The 17,699-nt window shown below is 72.2% G+C and carries 14 protein-coding genes and 1 pseudogene; 4 read left to right on the forward strand and 11 right to left on the reverse strand.

From position 1 onward, the window contains the following. Nucleotides 1-36: 36 nt before the first annotated feature. The gene (locus RNC47_RS15240; protein WP_311599130.1) at nt 37-1,563 is read right to left on the reverse strand and encodes an alpha/beta hydrolase; all 1,527 of its coding nucleotides are present in this window, start codon (nt 1,561-1,563) and stop codon (nt 37-39) included. Nucleotides 1,564-2,151: 588 nt separating this feature from the next. Further along, complete coding sequence (locus tag RNC47_RS15245) at nt 2,152-3,177, reverse strand: ATP-dependent 6-phosphofructokinase (protein WP_132928608.1); 1,026 nt, start codon at nt 3,175-3,177, stop codon at nt 2,152-2,154. Nucleotides 3,178-3,427: 250 nt separating this feature from the next. Between RNC47_RS15245 and pta the strand changes: the two genes are divergently transcribed. Genes pta through pyk form a run of 3 tightly spaced genes read left to right on the forward strand, consistent with a single transcriptional unit; the run spans nt 3,428 to nt 8,257 of the window. Further along, a complete protein-coding gene (pta, locus tag RNC47_RS15250; protein ID WP_311599133.1) occupies nt 3,428-5,578 on the forward strand; it encodes a phosphate acetyltransferase in 2,151 nt (716 codons plus the stop codon). Then, nucleotides 5,575-6,816, forward strand: coding sequence for an acetate kinase (locus RNC47_RS15255; protein WP_311599134.1), 1,242 nt, complete (start codon nt 5,575-5,577; stop codon nt 6,814-6,816). The genes pta and RNC47_RS15255 overlap by 4 nt, the downstream gene beginning before the upstream one ends. A 10-nt stretch (nt 6,817-6,826) precedes the next feature. Continuing rightward, nucleotides 6,827-8,257, forward strand: coding sequence for a pyruvate kinase (pyk, locus tag RNC47_RS15260; protein WP_311599135.1), 1,431 nt, complete (start codon nt 6,827-6,829; stop codon nt 8,255-8,257). An 82-nt stretch (nt 8,258-8,339) separates the two neighbouring features. On the opposite strand, the gene RNC47_RS15265 is transcribed toward pyk, so the two are convergent. The 9 genes and pseudogenes from RNC47_RS15265 to RNC47_RS15305 form a co-directional block, all read right to left on the reverse strand. Beyond that, nucleotides 8,340-9,659 carry a hypothetical protein gene (locus tag RNC47_RS15265; RefSeq protein ID WP_311599136.1) on the reverse strand — a complete coding sequence of 440 codons (1,320 nt, stop codon included), beginning with the start codon at nt 9,657-9,659 and terminating at the stop codon, nt 8,340-8,342. 73 nt (nt 9,660-9,732) lie between these two features. Continuing rightward, the gene (locus RNC47_RS15270) at nt 9,733-10,281 is read right to left on the reverse strand and encodes a DUF6114 domain-containing protein (protein WP_311599137.1); all 549 of its coding nucleotides are present in this window, start codon (nt 10,279-10,281) and stop codon (nt 9,733-9,735) included. Between the two features lie 111 nt (nt 10,282-10,392). Next, the gene (locus RNC47_RS15275; protein ID WP_311599138.1) at nt 10,393-11,016 is read right to left on the reverse strand and encodes a DUF6230 family protein; all 624 of its coding nucleotides are present in this window, start codon (nt 11,014-11,016) and stop codon (nt 10,393-10,395) included. A 478-nt stretch (nt 11,017-11,494) separates the two neighbouring features. Continuing rightward, on the reverse strand, nt 11,495-12,472 hold the full coding sequence (locus RNC47_RS15280; RefSeq protein WP_311599139.1) for a tetratricopeptide repeat protein: 978 nt from the start codon (nt 12,470-12,472) through the stop codon (nt 11,495-11,497). 348 nt (nt 12,473-12,820) lie between these two features. After that, the gene (locus tag RNC47_RS15285; RefSeq protein WP_311599140.1) at nt 12,821-13,549 is read right to left on the reverse strand and encodes an SGNH/GDSL hydrolase family protein; all 729 of its coding nucleotides are present in this window, start codon (nt 13,547-13,549) and stop codon (nt 12,821-12,823) included. A 124-nt stretch (nt 13,550-13,673) separates the two neighbouring features. Further along, on the reverse strand, nt 13,674-15,374 hold the full coding sequence (locus RNC47_RS15290) for an acyl-CoA mutase large subunit family protein (RefSeq protein ID WP_311599142.1): 1,701 nt from the start codon (nt 15,372-15,374) through the stop codon (nt 13,674-13,676). 97 nt (nt 15,375-15,471) lie between these two features. Next, complete coding sequence (locus RNC47_RS15295; protein ID WP_311599144.1) at nt 15,472-15,813, reverse strand: DUF3817 domain-containing protein; 342 nt, start codon at nt 15,811-15,813, stop codon at nt 15,472-15,474. Nucleotides 15,814-15,906: 93 nt separating this feature from the next. Beyond that, nucleotides 15,907-16,413, reverse strand: a pseudogene (locus RNC47_RS15300) (MarR family winged helix-turn-helix transcriptional regulator); the annotation flags it as partial. Between the two features lie 174 nt (nt 16,414-16,587). Next, nucleotides 16,588-16,932, reverse strand: a complete 345-nt coding sequence (locus tag RNC47_RS15305) for a DUF3817 domain-containing protein (protein WP_311599145.1) — start codon at nt 16,930-16,932, stop codon at nt 16,588-16,590. Between the two features lie 70 nt (nt 16,933-17,002). Here RNC47_RS15305 and RNC47_RS15310 point away from each other — a divergent pair, with 70 nt between their 5' ends. Next, the gene (locus RNC47_RS15310) at nt 17,003-17,491 is read left to right on the forward strand and encodes a MarR family winged helix-turn-helix transcriptional regulator (protein ID WP_311599146.1); all 489 of its coding nucleotides are present in this window, start codon (nt 17,003-17,005) and stop codon (nt 17,489-17,491) included. Nucleotides 17,492-17,699 lie beyond the last annotated feature (208 nt).

Raw genomic sequence — 17,699 nt, forward strand, 5'->3', positions numbered from 1 at the left:
CCGGCGCACAGCGGGCTGACAGGGCGCGGGCACGCGCTACGGGCGGCAGGTCAGGTCGCGCGCCGGCAGCCTCCCTTCGGCCAGGTAGGCGTTGACCCGCGCGTCCACGCAGGCGTTGCCGTACTCGCCGAACAGGCCGTGCTGGGCGGCGCCGGCCACGGTGACCAGCCGGGACGACGGCCAGTCGGCACGCACCTCCGTGGTCCCCTCGTACACGGTGCGCGGGTCGCCGGTGGCGGCCACCAGCAGCGCCGGCACGTCGTCGGGCAGCGCGGTCGGCGCCTCGGCCGGGTGGCCCCAGTACTCGCAGGGGTTCACGTTGGACGCCAGCGGTCCGGCGAACGGGTACGCGGCCCGGCTCCCCTGGATGTCCCGCCAGTAGGCGCTCAGCCCGCGCCGTTCGGCGACGTCCCCGCAGATGATGGCCGTCTGCGCGCTCGCCTGCCGCGAGCCGGCGCCGGTGGTCAGCCAGGCGAGCTCCTCGGCGAGACCGGGCCCGGGCTCGACCTGTTCCCCGGCGGCCGCGCGGGCCAGCACGGCCGCCGACTCGGCGAGCGCGGCCCGCCGTTCGTCGAGGTCGCTGCCGAGACCGCCGAAGAACACGATCGGCAACAGGTGCGCGTCGAGCCTGAACTCCCCGATCCGCAGCGGCTCTTCGGCCGCCGCCCGGTGGATCCGGTCCACGGCGGCCAGCACCGCGTCCCGGCTGGCACCGAGGCCGTAGGCGTCGTCGCGCTCGGCGACCCAGTCGGCCCAGCCGCGCAGCGCGCTCTCGTTGGCGGCCTCGGCGCCCTGGAGCAGCGTCTGCCGGTACCGGTCCGGGTGGATGACGCCGTCCAGCACCATCCGGTCGGTCCGGCCGGGGAACAGCGCGGCGTAGACCTCGCCGAGGTAGCTGCCGTAGGAGTAGCCGAGGTACGAGATCCGGTCCTCGCCCAGCGCGCCGCGCAGCACGTCCATGTCGCGGGCGGTGTTCCGGGTGCTGACGTGCGGCAGCAGGTCGCCGGCGGCCCGCCGGCACCGCTCGGCCAGCTCGCGGGCGCGGGCGGCGGAGGCGGCGAACGAGGCCCGGTCGGGGCCCGCCGAGTAGATGCCGGTGCCGATGTCCCAGCCGCAGTCCAGCGGCGTGGAGCGGCCGACGAACCGGGGGTCCATCCCGATCAGGTCGAACCGCTCGGCGACGTCCCCCATGGCCGCGCCGACGGTGAGCGGCATGTCGAGGCCGGCCCCGCCGGGGCCGCCGTTGTTGAGGAACAGCGGTCCGACGCGGTGCTCCTGGTCGGTGGCCGGGAGCCGGGACAGCGCGATGGTGATGGTTTTGCCGCCCGGCTCCGCGTAGTCGAGCGGCACGGTCAGCTCCGTGCAGTCGGCCCCCGCCGCGTCGAGCTCCCGCCCGACCTCGTCCTCGGGGCCGAGCGCGCACCCGTGCCAGTCGAGCTCCTGCGCGTGGTACCGGGCGAGGCCGGCCACCTGGCCGGCCGGCTCGGCGGCGGCGGCGGCGGTGGCCGGTGCGGCGAGGGCGCAGGCCGCGGCGGCCGCCCTTAACCAGATGTTCTTTCGCATGGCGCCGACGCTAGGCCGCCGGCACCGGCCACCTCACTGGCGCCAACCGCCGACTTCCCGGTGGGGCCACCCCCACCCTGCCGGGGCCTCCCGGAGGCGCCGGCCCGCGGACGCGCGGGGCGACCAACACCGGTGCGCGCGTGGGCCTTCGGCCCATGCGGCACCGGACCGGCCTGCGGCGGGCGGACGGCTGCGGACGAGTTCGTACGCCGGGGCCCGGCCCGGGGCCGCCAGGGCGTCGGCACGCCAAGCCCGCGCTGTCGCGCCGACGGCCGCGTCGGCGTGGCACACCGAGCTGACGACCCACCCGGCACCGACGACCGGCAGGTTGCGGGCATTCGATGACGCGGGGGCCTGGCCGGCAGGCCGAGCCGCCGGGCGTACAGCCCTGCGGGCGGGCTCGTGCGCCGGCCCGCGCACCAGGGCCCGGTCCGGCGGGCCGCCGGCTAGGCCGACGCGCCGGCCGGGAGGGCCGCCGACCGGGCACCGGCTGCGCCCAGCGCTGGCAGGCGACCGGCCGGTTCGGCGCCAGAACCGCGTCGGCCATGGTCGGTTCGGCCAGAACGCCGTCGGCCAAAGCCCGTTCGGCTAGAACACCGCCTCGGTCTCGTCCATCCGGTCCTGCGGGACCCGCTTGAGCTCCATCGTCGCGTTGGCCAGCGGGGTCATCACGATCTCGGTGCCGCGCAGCGCCGTCATCATGCCGAACTCGCCGCGGTGCGCGGCCTCGACGGCGTGCCAGCCGAAGCGGGTGGCCAGGACGCGGTCGTACGCGGTGGGCGTGCCGCCGCGCTGGACGTGGCCGAGGATGACCGGGCGGGCCTCCGTGCCGAGGCGGTTCTCCAGCTCGGCGGCCAGCCGGTTGCCGATGCCGGCGAACCGCTCGTGGCCGTAGGGGTCGATCTCGCCGCGCTCGTACGGCATGGAGCCCTCGGCCGGGCGCGCGCCCTCGGCGACGCAGATGACCGCGAACTTCTTGCCGCGCGCGAACCGGTCCTCGACCATCTTGCACAGGTCGTCGACCTGGAAGGGCCGCTCCGGGATGCAGATGCCGTGCGCGCCGCCGGCCATGCCGGCCTCCAGCGCGATCCAGCCCGCGTGCCGGCCCATGACCTCGACCACCATCACCCGCTGGTGGGACTCGGCGGTGGTCTTCAGCCGGTCGATGGCCTCGGTGGCCACGCCGACCGCCGTGTCGAAGCCGAAGGTGCGGTCGGTGGCCGAGATGTCGTTGTCGATGGTCTTGGGGACGCCCACCACCGGGATCCCGGCGTCCGCCAGCATCCGGGCGGCCGTCAGCGTGCCCTCGCCGCCGATCGGGATCAGCGCGTCGAGGCTGAGCTTGCGGCGGAACGCCTCCGCGTTGTCGCACGCCTCGCGCAGCCGGGCGCGCTCCAGCCGGCTGGAGCCGAGGATGGTGCCGCCGCGGGCCAGGATGCCGCTGACCGAGTCGATGTCGAGCTCGCGGTAGCGCCCCTCGAGCAGCCCCTTGAACCCGTCCTCGAAGCCGATCACCGAGTCCCCCCGGTCCACCACTGCACGATGCACGACCGACCTGATCACGGCGTTGAGGCCGGGGCAGTCACCGCCCGCGGTCAGTACTCCGATACGCATGATGGTGCGCTCTCCTGCTCGGTTCGACGTTGGTGCGTGGCCCGATGGCATCGGGACGACTCGGGCGCGACACGGACGATTGGAATTCTTTCACGGGCCCGGAACTCCTCCCTACCGTGCTCGCCTACCCGGCGCGCGCCCCCTCACCACCCCCGGGTACGGTCGGGATGAAGGCCCACGCGGGCATGCTGCCCGCACCCCCCGCGACGGCGCCAGAGGGGGACCATACAAAGCGACAGGGACGGCTGCTGTGACCCGCAGTGTGTACGTGACCGGCATCGGTCGGGGAGATGGCCGGCAGGTGATCGAACTCGGCATCATGGAGATGCTGACCCGGCACGTCGACCGCGTCGGGGTGTTCCGGCCGCTCGACCACGAGGCGCCGGACCCGGTGTTCGGGTTGCTGAAGGGCCGCTACCGGCTCTCCCAGACGGCCGAGCACGCGCGCGGCCTGACGTACGGGGAGGCCGCCGCGCTCCAGGCCGAGCGCGGCACGGACGAGCTGGTCACCCGGCTGGTCGACCGCTTCCACGAGGTCGCCCGCGACTACGAGGTCGTGCTCGTCCTGGGCAGCGACTACGCCGACACCCAGCTCCCCGCCGAGCTCGCGCTCAACGCCCGCCTGGCCAACGAGTTCGGCGCGCCCGTGCTGCCGGTGGTCGCCGGCACCGGGCAGAGCGCCGAGTCGGTCGTCGCCGAGGTCCGCAACGCCCACCACGCCTTCACCTCGCTCGGCTGCGACGTACTCGCCATGATCGCCAACCGGGTGCGGGACGACGAGGCGGTGCGCGCCGTCCGCGATCTCGGCACGGGACAGCTGCCGGTCCCCGTCTATGTGCTGCCCGAGGACCCGGCGCTCTCGGCGCCCACCGTGGCCCAGGTGGCGGCCGCGCTCGGCGCCGAGCCGCTGCGCGGCGACCCGACCGGGATGGCCAGGGACGTGCGCGGCTTCGTCTTCGGCGGGGCGATGCTGCCGACGTTCCTGGCCGCGCTCACCGAGGGCTGCCTGGTACTCACCCCCGGGGACCGCGAGGACCTGGTGGTCGGCGCGCTGGCCGCGCACTCGACCGGGGCGCCCCGGATCGCGGGGCTTCTGCTCACCCTGGGCGAGCGCCCCGGCGCGCGCACCATGGCGCTGGCCGAGCGTCTCGCCCCCGGCATCCCGGTGCTGTCGGTGCCGGGCGACTCGTTCTCCACGGCGACCGCGCTCTCCGGTCTCGAGGGGAAGCTGACGGCGGCCACCCCGCGCAAGGCGGAGATCGCGCTCGGCCTGTTCGAGTCGCGGGTGGACACGGCCGCCCTCACCAGCCGCCTCGCGGTGGCCAGGGGCGACCGGGTCACGCCGATGATGTTCGAGCACGAGCTGATCGAGCGCTCCCGCGCCGACCGCCGCCACGTGGTGCTGCCCGAGGGCACCGAGGAGCGGGTGCTGCGCGCGGCCGAGGTGCTGCTGCGCCGCAACGTGTGCGACCTGACGCTGCTGGGCCCGCAGGCCGCGGTGCGCAAGGCGGTCGCCGACCTCGGCCTCGACCTGCGGCTGCTCGACCCGGACGAGGCGCTGGACCCCGCGGACCCGGTGCCGAGCGCCCGCGTCGTCGACCCCGAGACCTCCCCGCTGCGCGAGCGGTTCGCCGAGCGCTACGCCGCGCTGCGCGCGCACCGCGGCGTCGGCTACGAGCTGGCGTACGACGTGGTGGCCGACGTGTCGTACTTCGGCACCCTGATGGTCGAGGAGGGCCTGGCCGACGGCATGGTGTCGGGCGCCGCGCACTCGACGGCGGCGACCATCCGCCCGGCGTTCGAGGTGATCAAGACCAGTCCCGGCGCGTCGATCGTCTCCTCGGTGTTCTTCATGTGCCTGGCCGACCGGGTGCTGGTCTACGGCGACTGCGCGGTCAACCCGGACCCGGACGCGGCCCAGTTGGCCGACATAGCCATCCAGTCGGCCGGCACGGCGGCCGGCTTCGGGGTCGAGCCGAGGATCGCGATGCTGTCGTACTCGACCGGCACCTCCGGCTCGGGCTCGGGAGTCGACAAGGTCCGGGAGGCCACCGAGCTCGTCCGGCGGCTGCGGCCCGACCTCATGGTGGAGGGGCCGATCCAGTACGACGCGGCCGTCGAGCCCACGGTGGCCGCGGCCAAGCTGCCGGGCTCGCCGGTGGCCGGCAAGGCGACGGTGCTGGTCTTCCCCGACCTCAACACCGGCAACAACACGTACAAGGCGGTGCAGCGTTCGGCGGGCGCGGTGGCCGTGGGCCCGGTGCTCCAGGGGCTGCGCAAGCCGGTCAACGACCTGTCACGCGGCGCGCTGGTGCAGGACATCGTCAACACGGTGGCGATCACCGCCATCCAGGCCCAGCAGGCGCGAAACGACCGAACCGACAGGGAGTCCGCGGCATGACAGGGCCGACCCGGGTGCTGGTGCTCAACTCCGGCTCCTCCTCGGTGAAGTACCAGCTGCTCGACATGCGCGACGAGTCGCGGCTCGCCGTCGGCCTCGTCGAGCGGATCGGCGAGCGCGCGGGCCGGCTCGCGCACACCCCGGCCGGCGGCGCCCGCCGCGAGCGCGAACTGCCGGTGCCCGACCACGGCGCGGCGCTGCGGCTCGCGGCCGAGGAGCTGGCGGCCGACGGGCACGGCGTCGACTCCCCGGAACTCGCGGCGATCGGCCACCGGGTGGTGCACGGCGGCCAGTCGTTCACCGCGCCGACGGTGGTCGACGACGCGGTGCTCGCGGAGATCGAGCGCCTCGTGCCGCTGGCCCCGCTGCACAACCCGGCCAACCTGGCGGGCATCCGCACCGCGCGCTCGCTCAACCCGGCCGTCCCGCAGGTGGCCGTGTTCGACACCGCCTTCCACACCACCATGCCGGAGCACGCGGCCCGTTACGCCATCGACGTGGCGACCGCCGACCGGCACCGGATCCGCCGCTACGGCTTCCACGGCACCTCGCACGCCTATGTCGCGCGCCGCACCGCCGCGTTGCTCGGCCGGGACCCGTCCGAGGTGAACGTGATCGTGCTGCACCTGGGCAACGGCGCCTCGGCCTCGGCGGTCGCCGGCGGCCGCTGCGTCGACACCTCGATGGGCCTGACCCCGCTGGAGGGCCTGGTGATGGGCACCCGTTCCGGCGACGTCGACCCCGCGGTCGTCTTCCACCTGGCGCGGGTGGCCGGCATGCCGGTGGACGAGATCGACGCGCTGCTCAACAAGCGGTCCGGGCTGCTCGGCCTGTGCGGGGACAACGACATGCGGGAGATCTCGCGCCGGATGGCGGCCGACGACCCGGCGGCGCGGCTGGCGTTCGACATCTACGCCCACCGACTGCGGAAGTACCTGGGCGCGTACACCGCGGTCCTCGGCCGGGTGGACGCCGTCGCGTTTACGGCGGGCGTGGGCGAGAACTCGGCAGAGGTGCGGGCGGCGGCCGTCGCGGGGCTTTCGGGACTCGGAATCGAGGTCGACGAGCGGTTGAACTCGGCGCGAGCCGGGGGGCCGAGGGTCATCTCCCCGGAGTACGCTCGGGTCGCGGTCGCCGTGGTGCCCACGGACGAGGAACTGGAGATCGCCACCCAGGCTTTCGCCCTGGTCGGCACCGGCCAGACACCACATTATTCCGGCACGGAACAAAACGAGTAGGATCGCCAGCATGCGCCGTTCCAAAATCGTCTGCACCCTGGGCCCAGCCGTCGACTCCTTCGAGAAGCTGAAGGCGCTGATCGACGCAGGTATGAACGTGGCCCGCTTCAACTTCAGCCACGGCTCGCACGAGGAGCACGAGGAGCGGTACCACCGGGTCCGCAAGGCGAGCGAGGAGACCGGCGTCGCGATCGGCGTGCTGGCGGACCTCCAGGGCCCCAAGATCCGCCTCGAGACCTTCGCCAACGGGCCGGTCGAGCTGCAGCGGGGCGACGAGTTCACCATCACCACCGAGGACGTGCCGGGCGACCGGTCCATCTGCGGCACCACCTACAAGGGGCTGCCGGGTGACGTCGCCAAGGGCGAGACGATCCTCATCAACGACGGCAACGTCTCGCTCCAGGTCACCGAGGTGGACGGCCCCCGGGTGCGGACCATCGTGATCGAGGGCGGCGTGATCTCCGACCACAAGGGGATCAACCTGCCCGGCGTCGCGGTCAACGTGCCGGCGCTCTCCGACAAGGACGTCGAGGACCTGGAGTTCGCGCTCCGGATGGGCGCCGACATGGTGGCGCTGTCCTTCGTCCGCAACGCGGAGGACGTGCGGGACGTGCACCGCGTGATGGACCGGGTGGGCCGCCGGGTCCCGGTGATCGCCAAGGTCGAGAAGCCGCAGGCGGTCGACAACATGGAGGAGGTCGTCCTGGCCTTCGACGGCGTGATGGTGGCCCGCGGCGACCTGGCGGTGGAGTACCCGCTGGAGAAGGTCCCGATGGTGCAGAAGCGGCTGATCGAGATGTGTCGCCGCAACGCCAAGCCGGTGATCGTGGCGACCCAGATGATGGAGTCGATGATCACCAACTCCCGCCCCACCCGCGCCGAGGCCTCCGACGTCGCCAACGCCATCCTGGACGGCGCGGACGCGGTGATGCTGTCGGCGGAGTCCTCGGTCGGCCGCTACCCGATCGAGACGGTCAAGACCATGTCCAAGATCGTGGTCGCCGCCGAGACCGAGCTGCTCTCCCGCGGCCTCCAGCCGCTGGTGCCCGGCAAGAAGCCCCGCACCCAGGGCGGTTCGGTGGCCCGCGCGGCCACCGAGATCGCGGACTTCCTGGACGCCAAGGGGCTGGTCGCCTTCACCAAGTCCGGCGACACCGCCCGCCGCCTCTCGCGCTACCGCGCCCCCCAGCCGATCCTGGCCTTCACCTCCGAGCCGGCCACCCGCAACCAGCTCACCCTGAGCTGGGGCGTCGAGACGACCGTGGTGCCGCACGTCAACCACACGGACGAGATGGTGGAGCTCTGCGACACCGAGCTGTCCCGCCTCAACCGCTACCAGCCCGGCGACACGATGATCATCACCGCCGGCTCGCCTCCCGGCGTCCCCGGCACCACCAACATGATCCGCGTCCACCACATCGGCGGCCAGCAGGGCGTCTGACGCCCTTCCGGGTTCTCCCCGGTAACGCGTGCGGGGCGGCCTTCGGCCGCCCCGCGTCACGCAATCCGGATCAACCCACCGTTCAACCAACCACCGTGGGCCCGTCGTTGGTGGTGTAGCTCCTCATGCCCCGCATCGTGAGGGTGCCGCCGAACTGGCCGGCCTGGGTGATGAAGACGTCGGTGAAGTAGGCGATCGGCAGGTCGAGCGGCGGCTGGTGCTCGGGGTCGAAGACCACCGGGATGATGCCGAAGAGATTGCCCTCCAGACGCTCGGTGTACATCGTCACCGTGCCGTCCCTGAAGGTCGAGTTGGAGCCCGGGTCGGTCCCGACGTGGTAGCGCACGCCGCCCGGGGCGTCCACGATCTGGTGCAGGTCGCCGATGTCGATCAGCTCGGCGGTGAACTTCAGCACCTGCTTGACGGTGCCGTCGGCGGTGGTCACGTTGACCACGCCGTGGTAGTCGAGGCCGCGCAGCGTCAGGTAGGAGGCGTCCAGGTACCAGGGCTGGGCCGGCAGAATCAGCGGAGTCTGCTCGTCGGTGCCGGGCACGCGGAGCTCCTCGGGACAGGGGAACGGCAGCCGCCCCTGCGCGTCGGGCGCGAACGGGTCGACCGTCTCGACCTCGACGGCCTCCTCGCTCTCCTCGTCCTCGCTCTCGGCGTCTTCCTCTTCCTCGGCGGGCTCGGTCTCTTCCTCGGCCTCCGGCGTCTCCTCGGCGCTCGGCGCCTGCGTCTCGTCCGCCTCGGCGGGCGGCGCGACGTCCTCCGGCTCCTCGGTCTCCTCCGGCGCGTCCGGCTCCTCGGGCTGCGTCGGTTCCTGCGGCTCCTCCGGCTCCTCCGACTCCTCGGGCTCCTCGGGCGTCACCGGCTCCTCGGGCTGCTCGTCGCGGCCGGGGTTGAAGAAGTCGTCGATGGACTCGCCCAACTCCTCCAGGCTGTCGCCGAGTCCCAGCGGATCCCAGGGGTCGGCCCCCTCCTCTTCCGCCGGCTGCTCCTCCTCGGCGGACTCGCCCTCGGCCACCGGCTCCTCAGCCGGTTCCTCCGCCGGCGCCTGCTGGTCGGCCGCGGCGTCCTCCGTCGGCTCGGGCTCGGGCTCCTCCGCCGGCTCCTCCGCGGGCGGCTCCGGTTCCTCCGTCTCCTCCTCGGCCGGCTCCTCGGTCTCCTCCGGCGCGTCCGGCTCCTCGGCCGGCTCCTCGGCCGGCTCCTCGGTCTCCTCCGGGTCCTCCGCCTCCCCCGCCTCCTCCGTCGGCGCCTCGTCCGGCATCTCGACACAGGGGGCGTCCTGGAACGGGTTCTCCGGCTGCTGGTCGGCTCTGGCAGCCAGGGGGGAGCTGAAGCCCATCCCCATCAACGCGGCGGACGGCATGGCCGCCAGGGCGATCGCCTTCCCCACAGGCATGTGGAGGCGTCGCAGCAGGGGTCTGCGCGGCGCGGCATGCCGTGACCCCTCGTCGTCCGAGGCGGCTATTTCTTCACTCGGCACCTTCGTTCCCCTTCCCCGGAACTTTCCCCCGCTCCGGTGCGGTTCCCTCGAAGGCCTCCAGCGCGCTGCCCGTCCCCCGGACATGGGCCGGCGGCTCCCGGTCCGCCGCCGCGGCGTCCCGAGCCGCGGCCGGCCGCGCATCGCCCGGCATCCAGGCGATGCTCATGGCCCCGCCGACCATGCCGCAGAGGAAACCCACCAGGAAGCCACCGAAGTTGGAGACCACCAGGGAGACCAGTGCCAGCAGGATCGCGGCGACGCCCGCGAATATCCGCACATGCGGTTGGAACCATATGGTCAGACCCAGCACGACCAGCAGCACACCGATCACCAGCGAGCCGGCGCCGGCCGTGGTGGCCATGCGGATGGTGAGCTGACCGAACGTCAGATGGGCATACGGGAAGTAGGCGATGGGCAGTCCTCCTATGAGGACGAAGAGCCCGGCCCAGAACGGGCGCCGCCACCGGAAGTGCCGGAACGCGACACGCCCCCGGGCGAACAGTGAGGTTCTGGGCAATTCCTCGATCTTGGTGCTCACGGCACGTACTCCCCTGGTGGCGCGTTTCGGTGGCGGGATGCACGATACGGCGGTGCGCCCTGGGGCAGAGAGGCGCGTCTCCGCTCCCTGCCCCAGGCGTGGATCAGGCCGTCAGAAGCACTCCTGGCTCGTGCCCCTGGACAGGCCCAGGCTCATGTCGGTCAGCCTGAACGAGCCTGCGGAAGTGGCCCAGGCAACCTGCTCGACGTCGTTCAACACCGCGCCGTCGGACCGCTGCGCGAACGAGCCGGGCAGCACCCCGCCGAGGTCTCCGTCGGGGTTGGTCCCGACGGAGTCCACGCTGACGCCGATGTCGATGTTGGTGAAGGTGGCGTCACCGGCGTTCAGCTGAGCCAGGTCGATGAACAGGTTGTCCGCGTCCACCGGGTTGTTCGGGTCGGAGCCGGCGCCGATCCGAACCGTGACATCACCGAAGACCGGAACCGGAATGACCACCGACTGGCAGAGATTGGTGATGGTGGCGTGATCGAACCCCGAGACGGCCACGGGTGTGCGTGAACCGCCCGCAGGCGTGACGAACGTGCCGTACTGGACGAACCCCTCGCCGTCGAGTTGGTCGACGCTCACCTTGAACTGCTGACCTGACACCGCGAATGACGCGGCCAGCGCCCCTTGCGCGAGAGCGATACCTATGGCAGCGGTTGCGGCCACGCTCGGCACCATGACGAGGCCGAACCGCCTCCATCTCGTGCCGCCGCGAGCCTGTGACTCCATGACTTTCCTCCTTCTCGGACGAACAACTCCACGGACTCCGCAAAGCCCGTGGTCTGCCAAGCCGTCCGGGGCCCTGGAGAGGAGAAGTACGTATCCCCGGGCTTGCACCCCGGCGACAGCCACTGACCGCCGGTTGGACGCGGCTGACAGCGAAACAGGTCCCTCCAACCCCTGCGGATCGGCGGGAACCCCCCTGCTCCGTAGACCGATGCGTGGCTCCATCGGTTTGGCCGATCGTGGTGCATCTCACGTCACGGCACAAGGGGTTCGTTACTTGCGGGTAATAACGATGTGGCAAATACGTGGTGATCATGTGCCGGCAGATGTGGAGGCGCGGCCCACCGAAAGCCGCAGCCGCCCACCAACCGGGCACAACTCCCCGGTAACCCCCTGCCCTTGTGACCGTTTGTGATGGCGGCCGCGATTACCAAGTTTTGGTAAAGAGCGGCCGCCATGGAGTGTAGAAGAGGCGAACCACTCAGAAGAGCACGCGGGAGAGCGCCCCGCGCGCGGCCACGACCCGGGGGTCGTCGGGGCCCACCACCTCGAACAGTTCGAGCAGTCGCACCCGCGCCGTGTCCCGGTCGTCCCCCGCCGTGCGCTGCACCGTCGAGATCAACCGGCTGAAGGCGTCCTCCACATGACCGCCGACCAGGTCCAGGTCGGCGACCGCGAGCTGGGCGGCGACATCGCTCGGGTTGTCGGCCGCGGCCTTGCGCACCTTCGCCGCGTCCGCGCCCTGCACCCGCTTGAGCAACCGCGCCTGGCCGAGGCCCAGTTTGGCCTCCAGATTGGCCGGCTCGTCGGCGAGCACGTTCTCGTAGGCCTGGATCGCGCCGCCCAGATCCCCGGCGTCGAGCGCGGCGTGCGCCGCGGCCAGCGTCGGGTTGGCCGGCGGCTGCGGCTGCGCCGCGGCCTGCTGGCGCGCGGCGGCCGCCTGCTCCGGGTCGACGGGCGTCCCGACGATCCCGAACCGCTGCTCGGCGGCCTCGATCAGCTGGTCGAGCACCTGGCGCACCTGGGGCTCGGGCGCCGCGCCCTGGAAGAGCGGCAGCGCCTGCCCGGCGATCACCGCGAACACCGCGGGGATCCCCTGGACCCCGAACTGCTGGAACAGCATCTGGTTCTGGTCGACGTCGATCTTGGCGAGCACGAAGCGGCCGGCGTACTCCTCGGCCAGCCGCTCCAGGATCGGGCTGAGCTGCTTGCACGGCTGGCACCACTCGGCCCAGAAGTCGATGACGACCGGCACCTCGGCGCTGCGCTGCAGCACCTCCTGCTCGAACCCGGCCTCGTCGACGTCGACGACCAGTTGTACGGCGGCAGCCGCCTGCTGCCCGGCCGGTTGGGCCGCCCGCTGGGCCCGGGCCTGCTCGGCCTTCTGCTTGGCCTCAGCGGCCGCCTTCACCGCGGAGAGGTCGACGGCTCCGCTCATGGACATGTTGCGTGGCTGCATGGCACCAGTCTCCCCCCTTCCGGAACCGATCCGACACGCACCCGCCACGGCGGTGGCGTCGCCGGCACGGATGACGGCCCGCCGCTCGCCCCGGAGCTCTCGCCGGCGACCCCGAGGAGAGGCCACCCGACGGTCTTCCGGGCGGCCTCTCCTCGGGCATCACTCGGGCAACTCCGGCCATACGTGCTGGAGAAACAGTGGCTCTCGACCCGGGTCCGGCCGAGCTGTGCCCGACAGTGCGACGTAGGGTCCGTTTTCCTGGCGGTTTCGCGGGCCGAACGTCGCACTCCGCACCCGTACCGGCCGCGGGCATCGCGTCGGGGCGCCACCCCTGGTGACCCGCTGGCGTTACGCCGTGCGCGCCGTCGCGGCCGTGCCGGTGCTGCCGGGGACGGCGCGGAGGGCGGTGTACCAGGCGGCGGCCATCTTGTTGTAGCCGGTGGCGTTGGGGTGGACGCCGTCGGCGATGTCGGCGTTGGTCAACGCGGCGTACATGTCGACGAGACGTACCCGGCGGCCGGCGTTGACCTGGTTCTGGACGATGCCGGGGATGGTCGCGTTGAAGGACCGGACGGTCTGGTCCCAGGCGGGGAGGGGGGTGATGGTGGCCAGGAAGAGCCAGGACTGCGGGAGTTGGGTGGTGATGCGGTTGACGAGGGTGGCGAGCCGGTTGGGCGCCCCGCCCGGGTCCGAGCCGTAGATGTCGTTGGTGCCGATGTGCAGCAGGATCGTCTGCGGCGCGTAGGTGCTGAGCCAACGGGAGACGTTGGCGTCGATCCCCGCGATCGTCCAGCCGGAGTGGCCCTCGTGGTCGCGGTCGCCGAGGCTGCTGGGGCCGTTGGACATCGAGCCCACGAAGTCGACGGTGGTGCCGGCGGCCACCAGCCTGTCCCACAGGCCGATGCGGTAGCCGCCCGGCACGTTGAAGCCGTCGGTGATCGAGTCGCCGAGGGGCATGACCCGGACTCCGGCGGCGGCCCCTGGCCGGGCGGCGGCGTGGGCGGTGGTGGCGCCGATCGCGGTGGGGGCGGCGGCCAGGGCGAACGCGCCGGCGAGTAACTGTCTCCTGCTTGCCATGGGGGTTCCCTTCATCGGGAGGCGGCTTGGGAGCGCTCCCAATATGGGGCCACGGAAACCCGCGCGCAATGACTCGCGCGCGGGTTCGACGCGGAAACCGCGTCGGATACCGCGTCGGAAACCGTCAGAAGCCGGCCGGCTCCACGTAGACGCCCCACTCCGCGCGCAGCGCGTCGCAGATCTCGCCCAGGGTGGCCTCCGCGCGGACGGCGGCCAGCATGGGCTCGATCATGTTGCGGTCGCTCCTGGCCGCGTCCACCAACGCCGCGAGGCCGGCGCGCACGGCGGCGTCGTCGCGACCGGCGCGGCGTTCGGCGAGGACGCGGACCTGTTCGCGCTCCACCTCGTGGCTGACCCGCAGGATCTCCAGGTCGCCGGTGACCGAGCCGGTGTGGCAGTTGACGCCGACGACCTTCTTCTCGCCCTTCTCCAACGCCTGCTGGTAGCGGAAGGCGGCCTCGGCGGTGAGGCCGGTGAACCAGCCCTCCTCGATGCCGCGGAGCAGCCCCGAGGTGACGGGCCCGATCGGGTGCTGTCCGTCGGGCACGGCGCGGGCGCCGAGCTCCTTGATCCGCTCGAAGATCTTCTCGGCGTCGGCCTCGATCCGGTCGGTCAGCTGCTCGACGTACCAGGAGCCGCCCAGCGGGTCGGCGACGTTGGCGACGCCGGTCTCCTCCATCAGCACCTGCTGGGTGCGCAGCGCGATCTCGGCGGCCTGCTCGCTGGGGAGGGCCAGGGTCTCGTCGAGCGCGTTGGTGTGCAGCGAGTTGGTGCCGCCGAGGATGGCGGAGAGGGCCTCGACGGCGGTGCGCACCACGTTGTTGTAGGGCTGCTGCGCGGTGAGCGAGACGCCCGCGGTCTGGGTGTGGAAGCGCAGCCACTGGGCGCGCTCGCTGGTGGCGCCGTAGACGTCGCGCATCCAGCGGGCCCAGATCCGGCGTGCCGCGCGGAACTTGGCGATCTCCTCGAAGAAGTCGAGGTGCGCGTCGAAGAAGAACGAGAGCCCGGGCGCGAAGGTGTTGACGTCCAGGCCCCGGGAGAGGCCGAGCTCGACGTAGCCGAAGCCGTCGGCGAGGGTGAAGGCGAGCTCCTGGGCGGCCGTGGATCCGGCCTCCCGGATGTGGTAGCCGGAGACGGACAGCGGCTTGTAGGCCGGAATGTGCTGGACGCAGTACTCCATGAGGTCGCCGATGAGCCGCAGGTGGGGCTCGGGCTCGAAGAGCCACTCCTTCTGGGCGATGTACTCCTTGAAGATGTCGGTCTGCAGGGTGCCGTTGAGCACCGACGGGTCCACGCCCTGGCGCTCGGCGGCGACCAGGTACATGCAGAAGAGGGGGACGGCCGGGCCGCTGATCGTCATGGAGGTGGTGACCTCGCCCAGCGGGATGCCGCCGAAGAGTATGTCCATGTCGGCGGCCGAGTCGATGGCCACGCCGCAGTGGCCGACCTCGCCGAGCGAGCGGGGGTCGTCCGAGTCCCGCCCCATCAGGGTGGGCATGTCGAAGGCGACGGAGAGCCCGCCGCCGCCGTTGGCCAGGATGGTGCGGTAGCGCTCGTTCGTCTGCGCCGCGTTGCCGAAGCCGGCGAACTGGCGGATGGTCCAGGCGCGGCCCCGGTAGCCGGAGGCGTACAGGCCGCGCGTGAAGGGGAACTCGCCGGGCCAGCCGATGCGCTCGAAGCCCTGGTAGGTGTCGCCAGGCCGAGGACCGTAGACGGGCTCCACGGGGTCACCGGAGAGCGTGGTGAAGTCGGCGTCCCGGATCCGGGACGCCTCAAAGCGGGCCTGCCAGCGTGAGCGACCCGCCGCGATGGCGTCAGCGTCCATGCGACCAATTTACTTGGACGTCCAACCACATGTCGAACAGTCGACCCCCGGGGGATGCCGGGGGTCGGTGGGGGCCGTCTGGCGCCTTCTGGACCGGTCAGGCCTGGACGGGCTCCGCCTGCTCGGCCTCCTCGGCCGCGAGCAGCTGCTCCGTCTCGGCCGAGATCCGCCGCTCGACGAAGAACGCGGCGAACGGGATCGTGCCGGAGAGCAGGACCCACAGCAGCTTGCCGAACGGCCAGCGCGCCTTCTGCCCGAGGTCGAAGGCGAAGACCAGGTAGACGATGTACAGCAGCCCGTGCACCTGGGACACCACCAGGGTGACGTCCTCCCCGGTGTCGAAGCCGTACTTGAAGACCATGCAGGTGGACAGGACCAGCAGCATCACCGCGGTGACATACGCCATGGTCCGGTACCGGGTGAGCACACTCCGCTTCATGGCCCCGAGCCTAACGGGTCATTCGGGGCGATCTTCCCGGGGGTCACCCTCGGGGGCGGGGTGAACGTCGGGGTCGGTGTCGGGGTGGGCGTCGGGGTCGGCGAAGTCCTGGGCGGCCACCCGCAGCGGGCGCAGCAGCGCGAAGATCTCCTCGCACTCCTCGCCGTCGTAGACGCCGAGGCCGAAGTCCATCGCCATCAGGTCGCGGGTGGCCGCGTCGCAGACGGCCCGGCCCTCGTCGGTGATGGAGGCCAGGGTGCCGCGGCCGTCGTTGGGGTTGGGCCGCTTGGTGACGAGACCCGACCTGACCAGGCGGTCGATGGTGTTGGTGACGGAGGTCGGGTGCACCATCAGCCGCTCGCCGATCTTGGACATGGGCAGTTCACCCTTTTTGCTGAAGGTGAGCAGCACGAGCGCCTCGTAACGCGCGAAGGTCAGCCCGTACGGCTTGACCACGGCGTCCACCTCGGCGAGCAGGATCTGGTGGGCCCGCATGATCGAGGTGATCGCGGACATCGCCGGCACGGCCCCCCAGCGCTGCCGCCACAGTTCGTCGGCGCGGGCGATCGGGTCGAAGGGAAGACTGAGCGGTTTCGACACGCCAGCGACCCTACCCGCTGGTTAGGTGCCGTCGTCGGGCCACCGGGACGTTGCCGGGGTACCGCCGGGAGTTCGCCCCGGGGGTCCCGGACCCGTGGTAGAGGGCGGCGGGCCGCGGGCGACCGCGGGCTCGGCCACCCGCTCTGGTGCGGGCGTGTGGGTCAGGCGTTCGGGTCAGGCGTTGACGACGCCCTCGCGGCGGGCTCGGGCGGCGATCACGGCGTCGTCCTGGGCCCGGCGCAGCCGGCGCTCGGCGAAGAAGCCGCCGGTGGGCAGGACGGACATCAGGAAGTACCAGGCGGCGGTCTTCAGCGGCCACTTGGTGCGGTTCCAGGCGTCCAGCCAGAACAGCACATAGCCGACGAAGAGCAGGCCGTGGATCATGCCCATGACGGGGACGATGTCGATGTCCGTCGTGCGGCGCAGCACGGAGCCCACCAGCAGCACAAGGAAGGAGACCGCCTCGGGGGCGGACACCAGCCGGAGCCGACGCAGGGAGCTAGCGGTCTTGAGGTCCATACCGGCCATTGTCTCAGGGGCGACCGCGACCCCTCGGGGGTGGGGTGGGGCGTTGGTTAGAGTCGGTTACATGGACACCGAGACCGCCCCCGCTTCCGCCGAGACCCGCTGGCTGAGCGAGGCGGAACAGCGCGCCTGGCGCACCCACCTGGACGTGACCAAGCTGCTGACGCACCGGCTGGAGCGCGATCTCCAGCCGTTCGGGCTGACCATGAACGACTACGAGATCCTGGTGAACCTCTCGGAGTCGGACGAGCGCCGGATGCGGATGAGCGACCTGGCGGCCGCCACGCTCCAGTCCAAGAGCCGCCTCTCGCACCAGATCACACGGATGGAGCGGGCCGGCCTGGTCCGGCGCGAGCACTGCGACGAGGACAAGCGCGGCCTCTTCGCCGTCCTCACCGAGGAGGGCTGGGAGACGATGCGCGACGTGGCCCCGCACCACGTGGAGTCAGTCCGCCGGCACTTCCTCGACCTGCTCTCCGGCGACGACCTGGCCGCACTGCTGCGGGCGCTCGGCCCGGTGGCCGAACACCTGCACCAGGAGCGGGGTCGCTAGCGCGGGGTCGCTGCGCGACGGCCCGAGCGGCTAACGCGGGCCTGCGGCCCGCACCCACGAGCCGCCGGAACCGGCGCGGACCTGGCCGCGAGGCGCGGGCGCGCAACGACGCGACCGGCGACCGCGCCGGCAGGCGCCCACGCGGCGAAGCCGCGAGGCGCGGCGCACCGACGAAGCCGGCCGGCGCACGGCCGAGGCGCGGCCGGCG

This window comes from Streptomyces millisiae, assembly GCF_031845425.1.
GTDB classification, from domain to species: Bacteria; Actinomycetota; Actinomycetes; order Streptomycetales; family Streptomycetaceae; genus Streptomyces; species Streptomyces millisiae.